At 44.6% G+C, this 23,018-nt stretch carries 18 protein-coding genes and 1 pseudogene; 6 read left to right on the plus strand and 13 right to left on the minus strand.

The window, feature by feature from the left end; genetic code table 11:
- Positions 1-533 precede the first annotated feature (533 nt).
- The 5 genes and pseudogenes from J8Z24_RS08745 to J8Z24_RS08765 form a co-directional block, all read right to left on the minus strand.
- Positions 534-1,400: pseudogene (locus J8Z24_RS08745) on the minus strand (AMP-binding protein); the annotation flags it as partial.
- Positions 1,401-1,622: 222 nt separating this feature from the next.
- Positions 1,623-2,288, minus strand: a complete 666-nt coding sequence (locus tag J8Z24_RS08750; RefSeq protein ID WP_128731358.1) for a GntR family transcriptional regulator — start codon at positions 2,286-2,288, stop codon at positions 1,623-1,625.
- A gap of 630 nt (positions 2,289-2,918) precedes the next feature.
- Positions 2,919-4,415 (minus strand): aldehyde dehydrogenase (NADP(+)), encoded by a 1,497-nt coding sequence (locus J8Z24_RS08755; protein ID WP_252094537.1) that lies wholly within the window; start codon positions 4,413-4,415, stop codon positions 2,919-2,921.
- Between the two features lie 32 nt (positions 4,416-4,447).
- Positions 4,448-5,449 (minus strand): 4-hydroxyproline epimerase, encoded by a 1,002-nt coding sequence (locus tag J8Z24_RS08760; RefSeq protein ID WP_252094538.1) that lies wholly within the window; start codon positions 5,447-5,449, stop codon positions 4,448-4,450.
- 4 nt (positions 5,450-5,453) lie between these two features.
- Positions 5,454-6,368 carry a dihydrodipicolinate synthase family protein gene (locus tag J8Z24_RS08765; RefSeq protein ID WP_252094539.1) on the minus strand — a complete coding sequence of 305 codons (915 nt, stop codon included), beginning with the start codon at positions 6,366-6,368 and terminating at the stop codon, positions 5,454-5,456.
- Between the two features lie 226 nt (positions 6,369-6,594).
- On the opposite strand from J8Z24_RS08765, the gene J8Z24_RS08770 reads away from it, so the two are divergent.
- From J8Z24_RS08770 to J8Z24_RS08780, 3 genes are all read left to right on the plus strand, one after another.
- Positions 6,595-7,830: an NAD(P)/FAD-dependent oxidoreductase gene (locus J8Z24_RS08770; RefSeq protein ID WP_252094540.1), complete on the plus strand. Its 1,236-nt coding sequence runs from the start codon at positions 6,595-6,597 to the stop codon at positions 7,828-7,830.
- 15 nt (positions 7,831-7,845) lie between these two features.
- Positions 7,846-9,057, plus strand: a complete 1,212-nt coding sequence (locus tag J8Z24_RS08775; RefSeq protein WP_252094541.1) for a M24 family metallopeptidase — start codon at positions 7,846-7,848, stop codon at positions 9,055-9,057.
- A 115-nt stretch (positions 9,058-9,172) separates the two neighbouring features.
- Positions 9,173-9,484, plus strand: a complete 312-nt coding sequence (locus J8Z24_RS08780) for an antibiotic biosynthesis monooxygenase family protein (protein ID WP_252094542.1) — start codon at positions 9,173-9,175, stop codon at positions 9,482-9,484.
- Between the two features lie 224 nt (positions 9,485-9,708).
- On the opposite strand, the gene sucD is transcribed toward J8Z24_RS08780, so the two are convergent.
- From sucD to sdhC, 8 genes are all read right to left on the minus strand, one after another.
- On the minus strand, positions 9,709-10,581 hold the full coding sequence (sucD, locus tag J8Z24_RS08785) for a succinate--CoA ligase subunit alpha (RefSeq protein ID WP_099641555.1): 873 nt from the start codon (positions 10,579-10,581) through the stop codon (positions 9,709-9,711).
- A complete protein-coding gene (gene sucC / locus J8Z24_RS08790) occupies positions 10,581-11,747 on the minus strand; it encodes an ADP-forming succinate--CoA ligase subunit beta (RefSeq protein WP_010371452.1) in 1,167 nt (388 codons plus the stop codon). The genes sucD and sucC overlap by 1 nt, the downstream gene beginning before the upstream one ends.
- Before the next feature lie 173 nt (positions 11,748-11,920).
- Entirely contained in the window at positions 11,921-13,414 is a 1,494-nt protein-coding gene (odhB, locus tag J8Z24_RS08795) for a 2-oxoglutarate dehydrogenase complex dihydrolipoyllysine-residue succinyltransferase (protein ID WP_128731350.1), read from the minus strand.
- A gap of 10 nt (positions 13,415-13,424) precedes the next feature.
- A complete protein-coding gene (gene sucA, locus J8Z24_RS08800; RefSeq protein ID WP_147389638.1) occupies positions 13,425-16,238 on the minus strand; it encodes a 2-oxoglutarate dehydrogenase E1 component in 2,814 nt (937 codons plus the stop codon).
- 84 nt (positions 16,239-16,322) lie between these two features.
- Positions 16,323-17,042: a succinate dehydrogenase iron-sulfur subunit gene (locus J8Z24_RS08805; protein WP_125252747.1), complete on the minus strand. Its 720-nt coding sequence runs from the start codon at positions 17,040-17,042 to the stop codon at positions 16,323-16,325.
- 10 nt (positions 17,043-17,052) lie between these two features.
- Entirely contained in the window at positions 17,053-18,825 is a 1,773-nt protein-coding gene (gene sdhA, locus J8Z24_RS08810; RefSeq protein WP_125252746.1) for a succinate dehydrogenase flavoprotein subunit, read from the minus strand.
- Positions 18,826-19,173, minus strand: a complete 348-nt coding sequence (gene sdhD / locus J8Z24_RS08815) for a succinate dehydrogenase, hydrophobic membrane anchor protein (RefSeq protein ID WP_128731348.1) — start codon at positions 19,171-19,173, stop codon at positions 18,826-18,828.
- Positions 19,164-19,541 carry a succinate dehydrogenase, cytochrome b556 subunit gene (gene sdhC / locus J8Z24_RS08820; protein WP_125252744.1) on the minus strand — a complete coding sequence of 126 codons (378 nt, stop codon included), beginning with the start codon at positions 19,539-19,541 and terminating at the stop codon, positions 19,164-19,166. The genes sdhD and sdhC overlap by 10 nt, the downstream gene beginning before the upstream one ends.
- Before the next feature lie 417 nt (positions 19,542-19,958).
- Here sdhC and J8Z24_RS08825 point away from each other — a divergent pair, with 417 nt between their 5' ends.
- The 3 genes from J8Z24_RS08825 to J8Z24_RS08835 all read left to right on the plus strand — a co-directional run bounded on the left by J8Z24_RS08825 (position 19,959) and on the right by J8Z24_RS08835 (position 22,973).
- Complete coding sequence (locus tag J8Z24_RS08825; RefSeq protein WP_128731347.1) at positions 19,959-21,245, plus strand: citrate synthase; 1,287 nt, start codon at positions 19,959-19,961, stop codon at positions 21,243-21,245.
- A 102-nt stretch (positions 21,246-21,347) separates the two neighbouring features.
- Positions 21,348-22,562: an aminotransferase class V-fold PLP-dependent enzyme gene (locus J8Z24_RS08830; RefSeq protein ID WP_176031785.1), complete on the plus strand. Its 1,215-nt coding sequence runs from the start codon at positions 21,348-21,350 to the stop codon at positions 22,560-22,562.
- Between the two features lie 3 nt (positions 22,563-22,565).
- Entirely contained in the window at positions 22,566-22,973 is a 408-nt protein-coding gene (locus tag J8Z24_RS08835; RefSeq protein WP_125252741.1) for a SufE family protein, read from the plus strand.
- The last annotated feature ends 45 nt before the right edge of the window (positions 22,974-23,018 follow it).

The following is a 23,018-nucleotide window of genomic DNA, read 5'->3' on the forward strand; positions in this document are numbered from 1 at the left end:
TTTATTAATTTTAACGATGTAAATTAGAGAAGTTGGACGGACACCGGACAGTTTGCGGACAGCGGTTGGTTGTGTTGGGTTGTTGTGATGATGGATTTTTGAGAGAGCTGTATTAAAGATTGCGGGGTGAACCCGCTCCTACTCAACGTCGGTAACCCTCTAAACAAAGTTCACTCTGTTAGCTCAGCAGCATAGGCGACCATGACTTAACGTGATATTAGGTTAAAACGATAACCGTACTCAAAAGATCGCGGGGTGAACCCGCTCATACCTGAGGTATATTTTATCGCGGGATAAACCAGCCACATTAAATATTGAATGTTTGGCATTGGAGTAACCCGCTGACATACAAAACTATTGGTACTGACTCTCGCCCCACAGCTGTTTTAATTCTTCAATAATGACTGGGTCATCAATGGTAGACGGTACGATAATATCTTCTCCATCCACCAGCTGGCGTAAGTTCTTTCTAAGTATTTTACCCGAACGGGTTTTGGGTAAACGCTCAACGACTCTAATAGTTTTAAGACAGGCACAACCCAGCCAATGTCGGATGCTGCCCAAAATACTTCACCGGGCTCCATGCCGTAAACGGTTTTCATACTGTAGTTTAATGCCACAGCGTGACCCCCCTGCTCTCGCACTACTCCTTTGGGTGTGCCTGTGGTGCCAGAGGTATATAAAATATAAAGCGGATGCGTGCTTGGTAAAGGCACAGCATCAAAAGATTCTGGTGTATTTGCCACCACCGTCCAATCTAGATCTCTTGGCGAAGACATCTGTGCTTGGTATGCTTCACGCTGTAGCACAATGCAATGTTCCACTTGATGCTTTGCCAACGATAAAGCTTCATCCAGCATAGGTTTGTATTCAATAGTGCGACCTATTTCAATTCCACAAGAAGCACTGATCACTAGCTTTGGTTTAGCATCATCTATTCTCACCGCAAGCTCATGGGGCGCAAAACCGCCAAACACCACAGAATGAATAGCACCCACGCGCGCGCAGGCAAGCATAGCAACAACCGCCTCAGGCACCATGGGCATATAAATTACCACCCTATCACCTACGCTAACATCAAGTTGATTTAAGCCAGCCGCAAAATGGCTCACTTGAGAGAGCAATTCTCGATAGCTAATTTTGCGTTTGGTATTCGTCACCGGCGAGTCATAAATTAGCGCGGTTTGCTCGCCTTGGCCATGGTGTACATGATGGTCGAGTGCCAAATAACTGGTATTCATCAAACCATCACTAAACCAATGACTTAGCCCCTCTTGGTCTTGGTTATGTCCGATTTGTGGTGGCGTATGCCAATCAAGCCGTGCCGCTTCGTTGAGCCAAAATGCCTCTGGGTCTTGGGAAAATGTGTGGTATACCTGTTGATAGGTTGTTGTTGTCATAATAAGTTACTCAGTTTGGCTGGAACTTAGTAAAGATAGATAAAAAACCGCCAAGTTTTGATGAGACTTTAGTCTTGCGAGGATGATGTGGATCAATGTTGGGGGCGTTAGGTATGATTATGTCTGTGCAATACATGTAATTACAGCGTCCTGAACAACAGTCATGGTAGTAAATATGACTACGGTTCAGAAATCCACTGAGATTTATTTAACCAAATTTACCTATTGCTCGCTTTCAAGCTTTAGTAGCAGCGCTTTAATATCATCTTTTGCGCCAGTGATATGCTTTTTCAAAAAGTCACAGGCACCTTTGGTATTTTTATCGCGGCACAGCTCTAATAACTGGCGATGTTCCTCGGGCGCAGTTTTAATGCCACCGGCAAGAAGGATGTGCATGCGCACGTAGCGCTCAGAGTTTTTACTGTACACATCCACCAACTCGCGAGTTTGTGGGCGCTGTGCTTTGCTGTAGAGTTTACTGTGAAATTCGGCGTTGAGTTTACCCGTTGCCAACTGTGTATCACCAGCGGCAGTGGCTTCTTCAAGTTCAGCTAAGATGGCTTCGGCTTCTAATAGGTCGCGCGCGGTTAACTTTTCGATTGAGTGACGTAATAGCTCGGCTTCTAACAATGCGCGTAAGTCAAATATTTCATCAATTTGTTCGGCACTTAAACGCGTGACTGTCGCACCTTTGTGCGCTTCAAAGTTAACTAAGCCTTCAGCTTCTAGTTGCAGAAGGGCTTCTCTAACTGGGATACGACTGACATTTAACTCATCCGCCAGTGCGGCTTGCCTTAGCGGCTCGCCCGCTTTGATTTCGCCAGTGAGGATTTTTTCACGAATTGCTTCAGCAACTAATTGAGTTCGAGTTTTATGTACAATCGCCATAATCTTTAGTAATTATTGTTTTATGAACCCATTATAAACGTATCTGAATGCAAATTGCATGTTTGTCTTAATTAATTACAGGGTCATGTATTGAGTTATCAGTGGCTACGCAAAATTAGGTTTATGTTTATTGTACCGAGTTTCGCTTTATGGGTTACCTGTAAACGAACAAATATATTTGCTCTTCGTCATTAAGTCGAACCCAGCAATATCGCATTAGGAACGACCCGTATAACGATGACTTTATTAGTGAACACAAGTCTCTAGTGCGTAGTCGAAGCTTCCCCCAGCGTCTAAGCAGTTGTCAACCGCAATAAAATTACTGGTCAGGACAAAAAATACAACAGTACCGACTAGCGCTATGACCCCTAAAACCAGCGCTAGCTTGAACTTGTGCTTATTTGAGTTGATTGGTGAATTAGGCTTTTTATCTGTGTCTTTACAAACCATGGATACTATGACTGTTCCGATTATTGTTATGAAAAGCGCTAACTTATCACTCTATACATATCCACTCAAGCAAAAAAACTCTTAAGTACCAACCTACAGCTCAACCTCGCTATAAGCATGAACACCGCCTTAAGTACAATACAGTAAAAAGCCCATAGCGGTACTATGGGCTTTGTTTGCTTAACTTTGTATACAAATTGGTCTTACGAATCGTTTGAGCGCTTCTAACCCTACCGATGTTGAGCGTACATCGGTTGATGACGGAAACGGCCCACCATGGTTCATGGTGGCACACACTTCAACGCCTGTTGGCATTTGCCCGTAAATCAGTCGACCTACACGGTATTGTAGCGCTTCTATGATGTCTTTAGCTTGATGTAGGTCAGACTCAGTGCCGTGAATGCTGGCGGTGAGCTGCCCATCTAAGTCTGCGATTAAGTCTTCAAGCTGCGCTAAGTTGTCATAGCTCACCACTAAAGCACTTGGCCCAAAGACTTCTTCTTTAAGCCTTGCATCGGTTGCAAAGCTTTCGCTATCCGTCAGGAACAAGTGAGCGCTGGCGTGAAACGGCTGTGCTTGCTCACCAGCGCTCAACAACGTTACTTGAGGGTGTGCTTTTAGCGCCGCGATGCTGTTTTGATAAGCTTTTAAAATGCCCGGAGTCAATAAGGTATCTGAAGGCGCTTCACTAATATGTCGCTTAGTTGTCTCGATAAATGCTTGCGAACTATTACTTGGCACCAACCAAATACCGGGGCTTGTACAAAATTGACCATTACCCATAAGTAAAGACTGGACAAATTGTGCACCAAGCTCTGCGCCTTGTGCCTGTACTTTTTCAGGTAAGACAATTTGCGGGTTCACGCTGCCAAGCTCAGCGTAAAGCGGAATAGGTTCATGGCGCTTCGCGATGGTGTCTTGCAATGCTTTTGCAACGCCAAAGGAGCCTGTAAACCCAACTGCTTTGATAGGCTTAGCTTCCACCAGCCAATGCGCAACATCGTACGCTTTGGCTTGCAGCATTGAAAACACCCCGCTTGGCATATCGCACTTGCTTATTGCTGTGGCGATGGCCTTAGTCATTAGCTCACACGTTGCCGGATGTGCTGGGTGACCTTTATATACCACAGGGCAGCCAGCGGCTAACGCAGCTGCGGTATCGCCTCCGAGCGTAGAAAAGGCATACGGGAAGTTTGACGCGCCAAACACCGCAACAGTGCCAATTGGAATATGCTTAAGCTGTGTTTTTGGCTTAGGCAGCGGAGTGCGATTTGGGTCAGCTTGCTCTTCTCTATCTAAACTGAGCTCTGCTAGGTTATCTCTCAGCGCTGCGGCAAATGCGTTTAATTGGTTGACCGTGCGGCCACGCTCGCCCTCAAGCCTTGCTCGTGGCAGGTTAGTTTCAGCCATCGTGGTAGTTATTAGCTCATCACCTAAGGCGAGAATCTCTTGTGCTATGGTCTCTAGAAACTCTGCACGAGCAGTCATCGACGTTTTACGATAAGCCTTAAAAGCCTGCTCTGCTGCATTAACGGCTTCCTGTACTTGTGCTTCACTGGCGTTAAAAAGTGCTTGCGTTAACGGTTCATTGGTTGCAGGACAAAACGCATAAAATGTTGTTGCATTTTGCGCAGCTTGCCACGCACCGTTAATGTAGCTCTTTCCTGATAAATTCATTGTTAGCTCCTGTTTTCTTTCAGTCTTAATGGCTAGAGCACCTGAAAACCAAATGCGTAAGGATCTTCGTCATCTACTGTAATGCAGTTACTCCCCGTTTGACGTGCCCAACCTTGAATACTTGGTTGAATAGCCACTTTTCCAGCGACCTCAGTTGTGCCTTCGACCTTACCGATAAATTGACTGCCTATGATGCTCTCGTGAACAAATGTATCACCCTCTTTTAGCAGCCCCTTTGTATATAACTGCGCCATTCTTGCACTTGTGCCTGTGCCACAAGGTGACCTATCAAGTGCTTTATCGCCATAAAATACCGCGTTTGCAGCATGACTATCTGGATGTTGTGGCTTGCCTGTCCACAACACATGGGAGGCGCCGCACACGGTAGAGTCTTCAGGGTGGATAGGGTTTATTTGCGCGTTGACTGCCGCGCGCACTTTGGGGCTCCATGCCAGTAATTCAGCGGCGCAACTTTGATCCACGCCAGCAAATAGACTTTGAGGCTCAACAATAATGTAAAAGTTACCGCCGTAAGCGATATCAACAGTAAGCTCTCCTAGTCCATCAATGTGGATAGGCACCGCTTGATACGCCAAAAATGCCGGTACATTATAGAGTCTTACCCAAGTCACTTTACCTGCATTCATTTCATAATAAGCATTCACGCGCCCCGCTGGAGTATCAAGCTTGAGTACACCATGTTCTTTTGGAGTAATAAGGCCACTTTCTAGGCCAAAAGTGACTGTCCCGATAGTGCCATGTCCGCACATCGGCAGACACCCAGAGGTTTCGATAAATAGGATTGCCACATCCCCATCAGCAGTGGTCGGTGGATATAAAAAGGCACCCGACATCATATCATGGCCTCTGGGCTCAAACATCAGTGCGCGCCTTATCCAATCGTAGTCACGTAAAAAGTGTTGGCGCTTTTCACTCATACTCTCACCCAAAAGCGTTGGATGACCGCTTGTGACCAAGCGCACAGGGTTGCCACAGGTATGGCCATCAATACAATAATAGGAGCCCAAAATCATACGCTTAGTCCAAGTTAAATTGGCTTAAGTCAATTCGATTTGCCATTGCTTCATCGAACAAGCGACTTACATAGGCTTTTTCTTCTTGAGTGAGAGGTAATCTTGGCGAGCGAGTTACTTCACTACCTCGTCCAGCTAGCTGCTCGGCATATTTAATGCACTGCACCAGTGTTGGGATTGTATCTAAGCGTAACAAAGGTAAAAACCAACGCCACAGCGCGCGCGCTTCCTCAAAACGACCTTGCTCAGCAAGCCTATAAATAGTCACTGACTCGCGTGGGAATACATTAGTCAATCCCGAGATCCAACCCGTTGCGCCAAGCATCAGGCTTTCCAGTGCGATGTCATCAACACCACCAAATACCACGTAGCGATCGCCAAATGCGCTAAATAGCTCGCTAATACGACGAGTATCTTCCGTTGCTTCTTTTACAGAAACAATATTGGACTCTTCAGCTAAGGTTTTCATGCCTTCGATTGACACGTCGACACCATAGGTCACTGGGTTGTTGTAAATCATAATAGGTAACGCGGTGCTGCGCGCCACCTGTTGGTAATGATGAATAGCTTCGCGCTCGGTTGAACGGTAGACCATTCCCGGCAATACCATCAGCCCATCTATGCCAAGCGCTTCTGCATCCTTGGCAAACTCAATAGCCAGTGCTGTTGTGGTCTCAGCCACACCACTAAGTAGTGGCACTCTATCACCTACCACTTCTGTAGCAGCTTTTAAGACTTGGCGTTTCTCGTCAGCCGTGAGTGAGCAATTTTCACCTACGGTGCCTAATACTATGATGCCATGAACCCCTTCGTTAATCAGGCTATCTATCATCGCTTTGGTGGTATCAAAGTTGATGCTTTCATCATCATGGAATTGAGTGGTTACCGCTGGATATACACCCTGCCAATTTACCTTCATGGTTCTCGCCTTTCATTAAGTTGTTTAGTTATTGTGCTTGTCATCATAGGTATATTGTATACAATAATCAATATTCAACTTGAGATTTTTTAGCCATCCACTCAAATGATTGGCTTAACTCTCTGTAGTCTTATGATTTATATGTAATAAATTTTTCTTCTTGGTATTTAAACGAGGCCTGATTGATGGCTATGTAGAAATACAATTTAAGATGGTGAGGTAAATCGTGGAAAATAATAATAACATTGCAGTGATAGGTGCAGGAATTATTGGGATCACCTCAGCGCTGCAACTAGCTCGACGAGGCCACGCTGTTACCTTGATCGATAAAAATCAGCCCGCAGAGGGTTGCTCTATGGGCAACGCGGGGCATTTTGCCACAGAGCAAATATTTCCCATGGCAGATGCAGATATACTCACAAAGGTGCCTAGCATGTTAGTCAATCCGCTTGGGCCTTTGCGAATTGAGACTACTTCTTTACTCAAAAATATTCCTTGGTTTGTACGATTCTTAAAGCAAATGAAAAGTAGCTGCTTCCATAAAGGTACAATCGCACTTAGAAGTTTAAATGAACGCGCACTCCCCGCATATCAACGTTTGCTTGGTGATAAGTATCATACACTTATATCTAGCAACGGCAGTTTACTGGTATTTGAAGGCGCCGAAAGCGTAGCGCGTCAAAGCTATCACAAATACGCCGAGCAGGACATTTCAGTGAGCTTACTTACCGGTGATCAAGCCCGAGAAATGGAGCCGAGCCTATCAAATACTATTACCTCAGCTCTGTATTTTGATAAAGTCGCGCATAGCACAGATCCCTACGCACTCTGTTTGACGTTATATGAGCAGTTTATGCAGCTAGGCGGTACGTTCAAGCAAGGCTCAATCGATAATATTACCCACACAGGGCATGGCTATACACTTCACTCCAAAAGCCACAAGATAACCTTTAACAAAGTAGTCGTGGCAACAGGTGCTGCAAGTAAAACGCTCTGTGCGTCTTTAGGTTACTCACTGCCCATGATTGCCGAGCGCGGTTATCACAATATGTTGGCAGTGAATAACACGCTTACCAGACCCGTCGCATCAAGTGAACGAGGGTTCATTATGACGCCAATGACAACAGGGTTAAGACTTGCCGGTACAGTAGAATTTGCCACACTGGAGAGTAAACCCAACTACAGCCGTGCTCACGCGTTATTACATCATGCACGCATGCTGTTAAACTCATCGCTGCCACAGGAAAATGATAACTTGTGGGTTGGTTGCCGCCCTTCACTCCCAGATTATTTACCCGTCATCGGACAAGCGCCTAATCATCACAACCTTTATTTTGCACTAGGTCATCAACACCTAGGACTGACCCAAGCCGCAATTTCAAGTGAATGTATCGCAGATCTTATTGACAACAAGCCCAACGACATCGATCTTACTCCTTTTAGTATTGCTCGATTTAATTAAACAAGGAGCACAAAAATGAAAGGTATTGCATACCAAAGTGCGCAGCAAGCGCTAGATAACCTAGAAGATATGACCAAAGGCGTGGCACCGATTGGCGAAAGCGAGTATTTAGCAAGAATAGAAAAAGCTCAACACTATATGCAGCAAAACAACATTGATGCACTCTATTTAAATGCAGGTACAAATTTAAAGTACTTTACCGGTTTACAATGGTACACCAGTGAACGTTTGGTCGGCGCTATTTTACCCGCCACCGGACAGGTCCAGTTTATCGTCCCATTTTTTGAAATTGGTTCTATTAAAGATTATTGGCTGATTGAAGGCCCTATCCATGCTTGGCAAGAAGAAGAATCTCCTTACGAGCTTGTCGCAAACGTACTTAACACACTCAATATTGATAGCACAGGTACACTCGCCATTGACGAAAGCACTGCGTTTTTTGTTGCTGATGGGATCAGACTCGCGGCTCCAAAGCTTTCGCTTATTAATGCAAAGGCAGTAACCGCACATTGCAGAATGCATAAATCGGCAAATGAAATTGCCCTTATTCAACGCGCAATGGACATGACACTTGCCGTACATAAAGCGACGGCATCTATGCTGTATGAAGGGATCACCACAACCGAAGTGGAAGCCTTTGTTAATGAAGCGCACAAAAAAGTGGGCGCACCGGGCAATTATTTTTGTATTGTGTTATTCGGTGTCGCGTCCTCATTCCCACATGGCGTGAAAGATCCGCAAACGTTGAAAAAAGGCGATGTGGTTCTCGTCGACACTGGCTGTAAGTTACACGGCTATCTTAGTGATATCACCCGTACTTATGTTTTTGGCGACCCCAGTGAAAAACAAAAATCCGTTTGGCAAATCGAGAAGCAAGCACAACTTGCAGCATTTAACGCAGCCAAAATTGGTGCGAGCTGCGGCGCTGTTGATAAGGCCGCAAGAGAATATATTGCCAGCAATGGGTTAGGTCCTGACTATCAACTACCAGGTTGCCCGCATCGCACTGGGCATGGTATCGGCTTAGATATCCACGAATGGCCTTATTTAGTTAAAGATAACCCAGAGCCGCTTGCCGCTGGAATGTGCTTTTCAAATGAGCCTATGCTGGTTATTCCTGACGAATTTGGCATTCGCTTGGAAGACCATTTCTATATGACCGACGATGGTCCGCGTTGGTTTACTGAACCTGCGCACAGCATACACAACCCTTTTGGGGTCGAATAGCATTAGCAGTAAATGATGAGTTGTTCTGATGAATAACTCATTATTTATCATGATTGATTTGAGCACAGCTTAATTGGTATAAACTTCACACCTACAATTTACTGCGCCACAACTTATGATTGCAACGACTCCACCACCCCCCTATTACGCCGTAATTTTTACCAATATAAAAAATGAAGACGACGAGGGCTACGCACAAACCGCGTCGAGAATGGTCGAGCTTGCTAAGCTTCAACCCGGATTTTTAGGATTAGAATCAGCACGTGAAGAAATTGGGATCACGGTTTCTTATTGGCGAGACCTTGAGTCAATCAAAGCATGGAAAGCGAATGCTGAGCACATTGAAGCGCAAAAAAGCGGTAATAATAAATGGTATCAAAGCTATACCACCCGTATCGCTAAAGTGGAAAGAGAATACAGCTTGTAACGGCACAGTAACGATGAGCTTGATACATGCTCAATTTTAAGGCGTGAACCTGACGCAAACAGCGTTAAAAATTGCTTATTTACAGCAACCAAATAACCTCAGCTCCGGGTAATTAATACCTTGCCTACATGGAGTTCACTTAATTGAGCGAATTAGTAATATAAGCCATCATCGAGATCAAAAAAAGGCTCCATAAGGAGCCTTTTTAAAACGATGGTATTAACTTACCAACCCGCTTTCTCTTTTAGTGCAGAACCGATTTCTGCAAGAGAGCGAACGGTCTTAACACCCGCAGCTTCAAGTGCTGCGAATTTCTCGTCAGCTGTGCCTTTACCACCTGCGATAATTGCACCAGCGTGACCCATACGCTTACCTGGAGGCGCTGTAACACCAGCAATGTAAGAAACTACTGGCTTAGTTACGTTGTGCTTGATGTACTCAGCCGCTTCTTCTTCAGCTGTACCGCCGATCTCACCGATCATTACGATAGCTTCAGTTTGCGGATCGTTTTGGAACATCTCAAGTACGTCGATGAAGTTAGTACCTGGAATTGGGTCACCACCGATACCAACACAAGTAGATTGACCGAAGCCAGCGTCAGTAGTTTGCTTAACTGCTTCATAAGTCAAAGTACCAGAACGTGACACGATACCTACTTTACCAGGCATGTGGATGTGACCAGGCATGATACCAATCTTAGTTTCACCCGGAGTGATAACACCTGGGCAGTTAGGACCAATCATGCGAACGCCAGTTTCTTCTAGCTTCACTTTAACATCAACCATATCTAGCGTAGGGATGCCTTCAGTGATACATACGATTAGCTCGATACCTGCGTCAATCGCTTCAAGGATAGCGTCTTTACAAAAAGCAGCTGGTACGTAGATAACAGATGCAGTTGCACCAGTTGACTCTACCGCCTCACGTACTGTGTTAAATACAGGTAGACCTAGGTGAGTTGTACCGCCTTTACCAGGAGAAACACCACCAACCATTTGCGTACCGTATTGGATAGCTTGCTCAGAGTGGAAAGTACCCTGACCACCAGTGAAACCTTGACAGATTACTTTAGTATCTTTGTTAATTAGTACAGACATTATTTGCCCTCCGCAGCAGCAACTACTTTCTCAGCAGCGTCAGTTAGTGACTCAGCTGCAATGATGTCAAGGCCTGAGTTAGCTAGTACTTCACGACCAGCTTCAGCGTTAGTACCTTCTAGACGTACAACTACTGGTACGTTTACGCCAACTTCTTTAACCGCACCAATGATACCTTCAGCGATCATGTCACAACGTACGATACCACCGAAGATGTTTACTAGTACTGCTTTAACATTGTCATCAGAAAGGATGATCTTAAACGCTTCAGATACACGCTCTTTAGTTGCGCCGCCACCAACATCTAGGAAGTTAGCTGGCTTACCGCCGTGTAGGTTTACGATGTCCATAGTACCCATTGCAAGGCCTGCACCGTTAACCATACAACCAACGTTACCGTCTAGTGCAACGTAGTTAAGCTCAAAGCTTGCTGCGTGTGCTTCACGTGCGTCTTCTTGTGAAGGATCGTGGAACTCACGGATTTTAGGCTGGCGGAATAACGCGTTACCGTCAACACCAATTTTGCCGTCTAGGCAGTGTAGGTTACCAGCGTCTGTGATTACTAGAGGGTTGATCTCTAGAAGTGCAAAGTCGTGGTTGATAAACATTTGCGCTAGACCCATAAAGATCTTAGTGAACTGCTTAACTTGAGTTGGGTTCAAACCTAGTTTGAACGCTAGCTCACGACCTTGATAAGCTTGAGGACCTACAAGTGGGTCAATCTCAGCTTTATGAATTAGTTCAGGCGTTTCTTCTGCAACTTGTTCAATTTCTACACCACCTTCAGTTGATGCCATGAACACGATCTTACGTGAACCACGGTCAACAACAGCACCTAGGTATAGTTCATTTGCAATATCAGTGCAGCTTTCTACTAAGATTTTAGCAACTGGCTGACCTTTCTCGTCTGTTTGGTAAGTAACTAGGTTTTTACCTAACCAGTTTTCAGCGAATGCGCGGATTTCGTCTTTGCTGTCTGCAAGTTTAACACCGCCAGCTTTACCACGGCCGCCTGCGTGTACTTGACACTTAACAACCCACTTGTCTCCACCGATTTTACCAGCAGCTTCTACTGCTTCTTGAGGTGTATCACAAGCAAAGCCTTCTGATACAGGTAAACCATATTCGGCAAAAAGTTGTTTTGCCTGATACTCATGCAAATTCATGATGCTTTATCCAATTTTTTATACTAAAAAAGCTGAATATTTATGCAAATAGTCAGCTATCCCAAATTGCGCACATAGTATAGATCCCAAGGCTTCTGATGAAAACCCCACTTAGACCAAAGGCGCAAAAAAAAAGCTGTATGCGAGCATACAGCTTATTCTTTAAACAAATATTATACGTCTAGCAGTAGACGTGTTGGATCTTCAAGCAACTCTTTAATTGTCACTAGGAAGCCAACTGACTCTTTACCATCGATTTGACGGTGGTCATAAGAAAGCGCTAGGTACATCATCGGTAAGATTTCAACCTTACCATTTACTGCCATAGGACGCTCTTGGATTTTGTGCATACCCAAGATTGAAGACTGTGGTAAGTTGATGATAGGTGTAGAAAGTAGTGAACCAAACACACCACCGTTGGTGATTGTGAAGTTACCGCCAGTCATATCATCAACTGTTAGTTTACCGTCACGACCTTTGATAGCCAGTTCGCGAATGTTCTTTTCGATTTCAGCAACTGATAGCTTATCGCAGTCACGTAGCACCGGTGTAACCAGACCACGAGGCGTAGATACCGCGATACTGATATCGAAGTAGTTGTGGTAAACGATATCATCACCGTCGATAGATGCGTTCACTTCAGGGAAACGTTTAAGTGCTTCAGTTACCGCTTTCACGTAGAAAGACATGAAACCTAAACGGATACCGTGACGCTTCTCAAACACTTCTTGGTATTGTTTACGAAGATCCATGATTGGCTTCATGTTTACTTCGTTAAACGTTGTCAACATTGCTGTTGAGTTTTTCGCTTCTAGTAGACGGTTAGCAATTGTCTTACGAAGACGTGTCATCGGTACACGTTTTTGTGTACGCTCGCCAACAGGGGCAGCAGGTGCTGATGCAGCTGGCTTAGACTCTGCTTTTGCTGGCGCTTTAAGGAAGGCGTCAACGTCTTCTTTTGTGATACGACCGCCTTTGCCAGAACCTTTGATCTTAGAAGCATCAAGGCCTTTTTCTGCGATAAGGCGACGAACAGATGGTGTTAGTACATCTGAGTTTTCGTCAGAAGATGCTGCTGGTGCTTCTTCTTTTTTCTCGCTAGATGCTGCCGCTGGTGCGCCACCGGCTACAATTTTACCGATCACTTGTTCAGCAAGTACGGTATCGCCTTCAGCGTGAATATGTTCACCCATCACACCGTCTTCAGGTGCAACAACTTCAAGAACCACTTTATCTGTTTCAATATCAACTAAGTTCTGGTCGCGGCTAACCGCTTCACCTGGTTGAACGTGCCAAGTTGCGATAGTAGCATCTGCTACTGACTCAGGAAGTACAGGTACTTTAATGTCCACTTCTTTACCTTCTGATGCTGGCGCCGACTGAGGCGCTGCTGTTTTTTCATTTGATTGTGCAGGCGCTGCTGCTTCATCAGCAGCACCTAATTGTGCAATAACCTGTTCGCCAAGAACGGTTGCGCCTTCTTCTTCTGAAATTGCAACGATAACACCATCTTCAGGTGCTACGACTTCTAAAACGACTTTATCTGTTTCGATGTCAACTAAGTTTTGATCACGAGTCACTTTATCGCCAACGCTTACATGCCATGTAGCAACCGTTGCATCAGCAACAGACTCAGGAAGAACAGGAACCTTAATTTCGGTTGTCATCTCTTATTCCTTATTTCTTGATTGTTAAAGCGTCAGCAATTAACGCGTTTTGTTCTTTAGTATGTGTAGACATGTATCCACATGCTGGAGCAGCTGAGGCCTTGCGACCTGCGTAAGTTAAATTAGCGCCAGATGGAATAGCTTCCCAGAAATGATGCTGTGAACAATACCACGCACCTTGGTTTTGTGGCTCTTCTTGACACCAAACAAAATCTTTCACGTGCTGGTAGCGAGCCATGATCTCGTCCATTTCTTTGTGAGGGAACGGATATAGCTGTTCAACACGAACAATAGCAACGTTGTTCAACTCTTGCTTACGACGTTCTTGTAAAAGTTCGTAGTACACTTTACCGCTACAGAATACGACACGCTCAACATTTTCTGGATTGATATCATCAATCTCGTCGATCATGTTGTTGAACACGCCTTCTGAAAGCTCTTCTAACGTAGACACAGCTAACGGATGGCGTAGTAGTGATTTAGGTGTCATCACAATCAAAGGACGACGCAATGGACGTACCGATTGGCGGCGCAACATTGCATAAACTTGTGCTGGTGTTGATGGCACACATACTTGCATATTGTGGTCAGCACATAGCTGTAAATAACGCTCTAGACGTGATGAACTGTGCTCTGGGCCTTGACCTTCATAACCATGAGGTAGAAGTAGTGTTAGACCGCATAAACGTCCCCACTTTTGCTCACCTGAGCTTAAGAACTGGTCGAATACAACTTGAGCGCCATTTGCAAAGTCACCGAACTGTGCTTCCCACAGTACCAATGACGTAGGTTCTGCTGTGGCATAACCATATTCAAATGCAAGTACCGCTTCTTCAGAAAGCACCGAGTCATAAACCTCAAATACGCCCTGACCTTCACGTACGTTTTGTAGCGGAAGATAAGTAGCGGCATCTTGTTGGTTATGCACGACAGCATGACGGTGGAAAAATGTACCACGACCAGAGTCTTGACCCGTTAAACGAACATCAGTACCTTCGTCAACTAACGTTGCATAAGCTAACGTCTCTGCCATACCCCAATCTAATAGCTTTTCGCCCTTCGCCATTAATTTACGATCGTCGTATATCTTTTTCACACGCGATTGTGCTTTATGCGTTTCTGGGTAATTGGCAATCTTTTCGCCGAGCGCTTTGAGTTTTTCTAACTCAACTTTTGGCTCATATGGCGCGTCCCAGTCATGACCGACATATTTAGACCAATCCGAAGAATGCTTAGTTTCTTTTTGAATTTCTTCTACTACACACACGCCTTTATCTAAGCCGTTACGGTAGTCTTCAGAAATTTGTTTTGCATCTTCTTCAGAGAACACACCTTCACGTACAAGCTGCTCAGCATATAGCTGGCGAGGTACTGGGTGCTTTTTGATCTTTTGATACATCAGCGGCTGTGTTGCATTTGGCTCGTCCGCTTCATTGTGACCGTGACGACGATAACATACTAAGTCAATCACTACGTCACGCTTGAACTTGTTACGGAAATCAAGTGCCACTTGTGTAACGAATGCAACCGCTTCTGGGTCGTCAGCGTTAACATGGAAGATAGGTGCTTGAACCATCTTCGCAATGTCAGTACAGTATTCTGTTGAACGTGTATCTTCACGCTTTGACGTCGTGAAGCCAACTTGGTTGTTCACAACAATACGAATTGAACCACCAACACCGTATGCACGCGTTTGCGACAAGTTGAAAGTTTCTTGAACAACACCTTGTCCAGCGATCGCTGAATCACCATGGATCGTAATAGGTAAAGCCTTTGATCCGCTTTGGCAATTTAATCGGTCAAGACGAGCTCGTACAGACCCCATAACAACAGGGTTCACAATCTCAAGGTGAGATGGGTTAAACGCCAATGCCATGTGGACATTGCCGCCTTTTGTACCAAAGTCTGACGAGAAGCCCATGTGGTATTTAACATCACCAGAACCTGCATGTTCACCGTATTTACCAGCAAACTCATCAAATAGTTCTTGTGGGTTTTTACCCAATACGTTAACCAATACGTTAAGGCGACCACGGTGTGCCATACCAATAACAGCTTCTTGCTGACCGCTCTCACCTGCTCGGTGAATTAATTCTTTCAGCATAGGTACTAAAGAATCACCACCTTCTAACGAGAAACGTTTTGCACCTGGAAATTTTGCCCCCAAGTATTTCTCTAAACCATCAGCGGCAGTAAGGCCTTTGTAGATTCTTAATTTGGTTTCTTTGTCGAATTGTGGCTTAGCGAAGGTCGATTCTAAACGCTGCTGTAACCAACGTTTTTCTTCGGTAGACGTGATGTGCATGTACTCTGCACCGACAGAGCCACAGTATGTCGCTTTTAGTGCAGCGTACAAGTCTTTTAGCTTCATCGTCTCTTTGCCACATGCAAAAGAGCCGACGTTAAATTCTTTTTCTAGATCTGCGTCAGTTAAATCATGAAAAGCGGGGTCTAAATCGCGAACGCGTTCTCGCTCCCAAATCCCAAGTGGATCTAGGTTCGCGTTTTGGTGACCCCTAAAACGAAATGCATTTATTAACTGCAGAACTTTAACTTGCTTGGCGTCAGCAGAACCCTCTGTTGATACCACGACTTCTCTGTGTTTGTTTTTTGCAAGTTCCGCAAATTGCGCTCTTACTTCGGAATGTTTTGTATCAACATCCACACCATCAACTTTAGGTAGTTGATCAAACACCTCTCGCCATTCTTCTGGCACTGAAGCTGCATCATCTAGATACGCCTCATATAGATCTTCTACGTACGCAACGTTGCCGCCGTACAAATGCGAAGATTCTAGCCATGCCTTCATCACACCTTCGTGCATCTATTAGCCCTTTTATCTAGCGCAGAAACTCAAACGAAAACAAGATGGCAAGCGATTGCTTGCCATCTTAGCTAGTAGTATGTGTTATACCGAGCGGTTTAACAACATTGATTTAATTTGTCCAATTGCCTTAGTTGGATTAAGACCTTTAGGACATACGCTAACACAGTTCATAATACTGTGACAGCGGAATACGCTGAACGCGTCATCAAGATCTGCAAGGCGCTCTTCTGTTGCTGTATCACGGCTATCAGCCAAGAAACGATAAGCATGTAAAAGACCCGCAGGACCGATGAACTTGTCTGGGTTCCACCAGAAAGAAGGACAAGACGTTGAACAACATGCACAAAGAATACATTCATACAAGCCATCTAGTTTTTCGCGGTCTTCAATAGACTGAAGACGCTCTTCACCACCAGTTGGCTTGTCGTTGATCAAGAAAGGCTTAACCTTCTCGTATTGCGTATAGAACTGACTCATATCAATTACTAGGTCACGAATTACTGGTAACCCCGGTAATGGACGAATAACGATCTTGCCCTTACCGCCTTTCTGCACTGCAGAAATTGGGGTAATACAGGCGAGGCCGTTCTTACCGTTCATGTTTACACCGTCAGAGCCACAAACGCCCTCACGACATGAACGACGGAAAGATAAAGTTGGATCTTGCTCTTTTAACTGCATCAGAGCATCCAACACCATCATGTCACGACCTTCCTCTACTTCTAGAGTGTAGTCTTGCATACGTGGTGCTGAATCTTCATCAGGGTTATAACGATAAACTGATAATTCTAAAGTAGCCATCGCTGAACTCCTAGTATGTACGTGCTTTTGGTGGGAACGCTTCACGAGTCGTAGGCGCAAAGTTAACCTTACGCTTAGTCATCGAATCAGATTCCGGATGATGAACTGAGTGGCACAACCAATTTTCATCATCACGCTCTGGGAAGTCAAAGCGAGAGTGAGCACCACGACTTTCAGTACGGAAATTAGCAGCTACTGCTGTTGAGTATGCTGTTTCCATCAAGTTATCAAGCTCTAAGCATTCGATACGCTGCGTGTTGAACTCTGATGACTTATCATCAAGGCGTGCAAACTTAAGACGCTCGCGGATTTCTTTAAGCTCTTTAAGTCCTTCTGCCATTGCATCGCCTTCTCTGAATACTGAGAAGTTAAGCTGCATACACTCTTGCAAGTCTTTCTTAATTTGTACTGGGTCTTCACCTTTACCGACCTCAGACGACTCCCAGCGATTGAAACGTGCAAACGCATTATCAACGTCATCTTTAGACGCATCACCTGTAGACTCAAAGTCATTCAAGTAAGTACCTAAGAAGTTACCAGCTGCACGACCAAATACAACGAGGTCAAGTAGTGAGTTACCACCTAGGCGGTTTGCACCATGTACAGATACACATGCAATTTCACCTACTGCGAATAAACCTTCTACAATACGCTCATCGCCATTTTCACTTACGCTAAGCACCTGACCATTAACGTTTGTCGGTACACCACCCATCATATAGTGACAAGTTGGAATAACCGGAATAGGTTCTTTCGCTGGATCAACGTGTGCAAATGTCTTAGATAAGTCACAAACACCAGGAAGACGAAGGTTAAGCATTTCCTCACCTAGGTGATCAAGCTTAAGCTTAATGTGCGTACCCCATGGGCCTTCACAGCCACGGCCTTCACGAATTTCAGTCATCATTGCACGTGCAACAACGTCACGACCAGCAAGGTCTTTGGCGTTAGGCGCGTAACGCTCCATGAAGCGCTCACCGTCTTTATTCAGAAGGTAACCACCTTCACCACGACAACCTTCAGTCACTAGTGTACCAGCGCCAGCAATACCGGTCGGGTGGAACTGCCACATTTCCATGTCTTGCATTGAAATGCCAGCACGAACAGCCATACCTACGCCGTCGCCCGTGTTGATGTGTGCGTTAGTAGTCGATGCGTAGATACGACCTGCACCGCCCGTTGCCAACACAACCGCTTTAGACTTGAAATAAACGACTTCGCCGCTCTCAATGTCAATTGCGGTAACACCGACTACGTCGCCTTTATCATTTTTAACTAAATCAAGCGCGTACCACTCTGAGAACACGTTGGTTTTGTTTTTCACGTTTTGCTGATATAAGCAATGTAGCAGTGCATGACCAGTACGGTCGGCCGCAGCCGCTGTACGTGCAGCCTGTTCACCACCGAAATTCTTAGACTGACCACCGAAAGGACGCTGATATACGCGACCATTTTCAAAACGAGAGAAAGGTAAACCCATATTCTCTAACTCAGTGATAGCTTCAGGACCCGTTTTAGTCATGTATTCGATGGCATCTTGGTCACCAATGTAGTCTGACCCTTTCACCGTATCGTACATGTGCCATTCCCAGTTGTCCTCATGCGAGTTACCTAGCGCAACAGTGATACCACCTTGTGCAGACACTGTGTGAGAACGAGTTGGGAAAACTTTTGAAATAAGAGCACAAGTTTTACCTGATTCTGAAATAGCGAGTGCCGCGCGCATACCCGCGCCACCAGCACCAACTACAACTGCGTCAAATTCGCGTACGTTATATTTCACTTAAACACCCCACAGAACAAACAGGCCAATAGCTACGTAAGCTAGCGCCATAAGGTTTAATACAAAGCTAAGGATAGAGCGGGTTGTTGAGTTCTTAACATAGTCAGTTAGAACCTGCCATAAACCAATACGTGTATGTACCATCATACATACTAGCGTGATCATGGTTGCTGCTTTCACAGCCAAGTTTGAGAACAACCCTGACCATGCTTCATAAGTAAGTTCAGGTGTGATTAACAGATAGCCTACGATGAATACCGCATAAGCTAGGATAATTAACGCAGTCGCGCGCAATGATACGTAGTCTTGTACGCCATCACGCTTCAATGTCGCTTGATTTAAGACCATATCCATACTCCAGCTAAAATTGCTACGATAACCCAAAGTGCTAATGCAATCTTCGCGCTATTGTTGCCTGATTCTAATTCTTCCCAATGTCCCATATCCTGAATCATGTGACGGATACCACCGATAATGTGGTAAGACAATACAGTTAGGGTGCCCCATGCGATGAATTTCGCAATAAAGCCAGACATCAGTTCTTTTACAAACTCGAAGCCTTCAGGAGAAGAAAGAGATTCAGACCAAGCCCAAATCACAAAGGTTAAAGCGAAGAAAAACGCAACACCGGTTACACGATGAAGGATCGACGCTTTAGCCGTTGGTGGCATAGATATAGTCGTAAGATCTAGATTTACAGGTCTTTGCTTTTTCACAGTTACTTGCCCATCTTTGCCCACAAAGGAGCTCATCTACTTGTTTTTATGAAACCCACCTACATATTGCAAATGTAGATGGCACACTCTAGATAAACCAATTAGGACACCAAAAAGTTCACTGGAGTGTAAAAAATTGATGTAAAAATAGGTTTACCCACAGACGATACGGTATAAAACCGTTGACAGTATATAAGGCTACGCGGCCTTTTACAATTCTTGTTTAGATAGAGACGCTTGCGAATTAGCGAATGGTCTAATATTTAATCGCTATAGAATATTTATTATACATTTATGCATAAATCACATAAAAATTGACTTTTAGCCTAGGTTATAAGTTAGAATGATCTGAATTTGCTTAACATTAGTATCACAACATAACAATCAGAATATTGTTATTAAATAGGAGACAAATAGATGGCAGATAAAAAAGCCACAGTCCATATTGATGGTCACGATCCGATTGAGTTACCAATTTACGAAGGTACAGCTGGTCAAGACGTAGTTGACGTTCGTTCATTAGGCGCTCACGGGCTATTTACGTATGACCCAGGATTTATGTCGACTGCCTCTTGTGACTCGTCTATCACTTACATTGACGGTGCCAAAGGAGTACTGCTTCACCGCGGCTACCCTATTGAGCAACTTGCTGAAAATTCTAACTATATTGAACTTTGCTACTTACTACTTAACGGTGAGTTACCAAGCGAAGCACAACTAGCAGAGTTCTCAGATGAGATCACTCGCAACACCATGATGCACGAGAAAATTGCTGCGTTTTTCCAAGGCTTCCGTGTAGACGCTCACCCAATGGCTATGCTGTGTGGTGTTGTTGGTGCATTATCATCGTTTTATCATTCAGACCTTGATATTTCTGATGAAGATCAACGCATGCGTTGTGCGGTTAAGTTGGTTGCAAAACTGCCAACTATCGCTGCAATGGCATACAAATACAACGTTGGCCAGCCGTTCGTGTATCCGCGCAACGACTTAAGCTACGCTGAAAACTTCCTGCACATGATGTTCTCTGTGCCAGCGGAAGATTACAACGTAAGCCCGGTACTTGCTAAAGCAATGGACCGTATTTTCATGCTTCACGCGGATCATGAACAAAACGCGTCAACGTCGACAGTACGTTTAGCAGGTTCTTCAGGTGCAAACCCATACGCATGTATTGCAGCTGGTATTGCATCACTTTGGGGCCCTGCACACGGCGGCGCAAACGAAGCTTGCTTAACGATGCTTGAAGAAATCGGCTCTGTTGACCGTATTGACGAGTATGTTGCCAAAGCAAAAGACAAGAACGATCCGTTCCGTCTAATGGGCTTTGGTCACCGCGTTTATAAAAACTTTGACCCACGTGCAACAGTAATGCGTCAAACGTGTCATGAAGTGCTTAAAGAACTTAACATTCAAGATCCATTGCTTGACGTGGCAATGAAACTTGAACAAATTGCATTGGAAGACCCGTACTTCATCGAGAAGAAACTATACCCTAACGTAGACTTCTACTCAGGTATCATTCTTAAGGCAATTGGTATTCCAACAAGTATGTTCACTGTTATCTTCGCGATGTCTCGTACTGTCGGTTGGATTTCACATTGGAACGAAATGCTTTCTCAGCCAGGTCATAAGATTGGTCGTCCACGTCAGCTTTACAAAGGCTACACAGCACGCGACTATAAATCACAAAGCGACAGATAATACTGACGTTTTATTGCAAAAGGCCGCTTAACGCGGCCTTTTTTGTTTAACTATGAACAGTTATTAGCTAAAATCCCGCTGCCAAATTAACTCAGGTACGTTATGACTGATATACATTCTCTGCGCGACGACTTCCCTATTTTAGGCAAATCACTAAATGGGCAGCCGCTTTGCTACCTCGACTCAGCTGCAACTGCACAAAAACCGAACAAAGTTGTTGATGTCATCAAAACTTTTTATCAAGCTGAGAATTCAAATGTACACAGAGGTTTACATACACTGAGTGAAAACGCGACAAATCGATATGAAGCCGCACGTGAAACTATCGCCAAATTTTTAAATGTTTCTGCAAAAGAAATTGTCTGGACCAGTGGTGCCACAGAATCACTAAACTTTTTGGCTCATGGCCTCAGCCAAGCATTAAATGAAAACAGTAAAATAGCGATCAGCCCATTTGAGCATCATGCTAACATCGTGCCTTGGCAAGAAGCATGTAAGCGTACCGGCGCACAGTTGTTAGTGTTGCCAATGCTTGAAAATGGTGTGCTTGATGAAGCGGGTGCTATTTCGCTATTGCAAACACATAAACCAGATATCTTATCGATAGGACATGCTTCTAATGCGCTTGGTAATATACACCCCATCGAATCTCTTATAAAAGCTTGTAAAACGCTTGGTACGAAGACAGTCATAGATGGCGCACAGTCTTTTATGCACTTACGGCCTGATTTGGTAGCATTGGATTGCGACTTTTATGTTTTTTCTGCTCACAAGGCGTTGGGGCCTACAGGTGTTGGAGGATTATATGGTCGATATAATTTGCTCAATACCCTGCCCGTATATAAAACGGGAGGAGAAATGATCCAAGAGGTAACGTTTGCACACTCCACTTACCGTGATGCTCCTGGTAAATTTGAACCTGGCACGCCTAATATCTCTGGCGTCATAGGATTGGCCGCTGCGGTTGATTACTTGAACAACATTAGCCCGTCGGCACTTCAGCGCTACGAACGAGCCCTCTATCAGTCCCTTTTACAACAGTTAAACCAAATTAAAGGCGTAACCGTGTATGGTGACACGCAGAACAACGTGGGAATTGTCAGTTTTAATTACAAAAATGAGCATCACTATGACCTTGCTACACTACTCAACACCTATGGTGTCGCCGTCAGAAGCGGACATCATTGTGCTCAACCGTTGATGAACATGCTTAATGTCAATGGAACAGTGCGAGCAAGTTTAGCATTTTACAATAACGAAGCTGATGTCGAGCATTTTATTAATGCCTTAAAAGCCACAATTGAATTACTAGATTAAACGATGAATATTGAAAATATCACAAAAAAGTTATCAGAAAGTCATGGCTGGCAAGCCAAGTACCGAGAAATAATGCTTTTTGGTAAACAACTTCCTGAACTTCCAGAGGCACTAAAAGTTGGATCTGCATTAGTATCGGGCTGTGACAGTAAAGTGTGGTTATACGTCGACTTAGACGAAAGTGCACAACAGCTTGTGCTTATTGCAGATTCAGATACGCGGATCGTGAAAGGATTACTTGCAATTATCATCGCAGCATATGCAGGGAAAACACCGGAACAGGCAAGCCAATTTAGTGCTTATACGCTTTTTGAGTCCTTAGGATTAATCAGCCATTTAAGCCCTTCAAGAGGCAATGGTATACGGGCGATTGTCGACCAGATCCAGATGCAAGCGAATAGGTTAGCGTAATACTAACCTGAGCTGCGGACAGTTAACAACATAAGCGTTCAAGGT

Source organism: Pseudoalteromonas sp. SCSIO 43201 (genome assembly GCF_023716725.1).
Classification (GTDB): Bacteria; Pseudomonadota; Gammaproteobacteria; order Enterobacterales; family Alteromonadaceae; genus Pseudoalteromonas; species Pseudoalteromonas peptidolytica.

Bases quoted from the DNA above. Each gene is read 5' to 3' on its own strand.
- J8Z24_RS08750 (WP_128731358.1), bottom strand. From the start codon at position 2,288: ATGGCGATTGTACATAAAACTCGAACTCAATTAGTTGCTGAAGCAATT.
- J8Z24_RS08755 (WP_252094537.1), bottom strand. From the start codon at position 4,415: ATGAATTTATCAGGAAAGAGCTACATTAACGGTGCGTGGCAAGCTGCG.
- J8Z24_RS08760 (WP_252094538.1), bottom strand. From the start codon at position 5,449: ATGATTTTGGGCTCCTATTATTGTATTGATGGCCATACCTGTGGCAAC.
- J8Z24_RS08765 (WP_252094539.1), bottom strand. From the start codon at position 6,368: ATGAAGGTAAATTGGCAGGGTGTATATCCAGCGGTAACCACTCAATTC.
- J8Z24_RS08775 (WP_252094541.1), top strand. From the start codon at position 7,846: ATGAAAGGTATTGCATACCAAAGTGCGCAGCAAGCGCTAGATAACCTA.
- J8Z24_RS08780 (WP_252094542.1), top strand. From the start codon at position 9,173: ATGATTGCAACGACTCCACCACCCCCCTATTACGCCGTAATTTTTACC.
- sucD (WP_099641555.1), bottom strand. From the start codon at position 10,581: ATGTCTGTACTAATTAACAAAGATACTAAAGTAATCTGTCAAGGTTTC.
- sucC (WP_010371452.1), bottom strand. From the start codon at position 11,747: ATGAATTTGCATGAGTATCAGGCAAAACAACTTTTTGCCGAATATGGT.
- odhB (WP_128731350.1), bottom strand. From the start codon at position 13,414: ATGACAACCGAAATTAAGGTTCCTGTTCTTCCTGAGTCTGTTGCTGAT.
- sucA (WP_147389638.1), bottom strand. From the start codon at position 16,238: ATGCACGAAGGTGTGATGAAGGCATGGCTAGAATCTTCGCATTTGTAC.
- J8Z24_RS08805 (WP_125252747.1), bottom strand. From the start codon at position 17,042: ATGGCTACTTTAGAATTATCAGTTTATCGTTATAACCCTGATGAAGAT.
- sdhD (WP_128731348.1), bottom strand. From the start codon at position 19,173: ATGGTCTTAAATCAAGCGACATTGAAGCGTGATGGCGTACAAGACTAC.
- J8Z24_RS08825 (WP_128731347.1), top strand. From the start codon at position 19,959: ATGGCAGATAAAAAAGCCACAGTCCATATTGATGGTCACGATCCGATT.
- J8Z24_RS08830 (WP_176031785.1), top strand. From the start codon at position 21,348: ATGACTGATATACATTCTCTGCGCGACGACTTCCCTATTTTAGGCAAA.
- J8Z24_RS08835 (WP_125252741.1), top strand. From the start codon at position 22,566: ATGAATATTGAAAATATCACAAAAAAGTTATCAGAAAGTCATGGCTGG.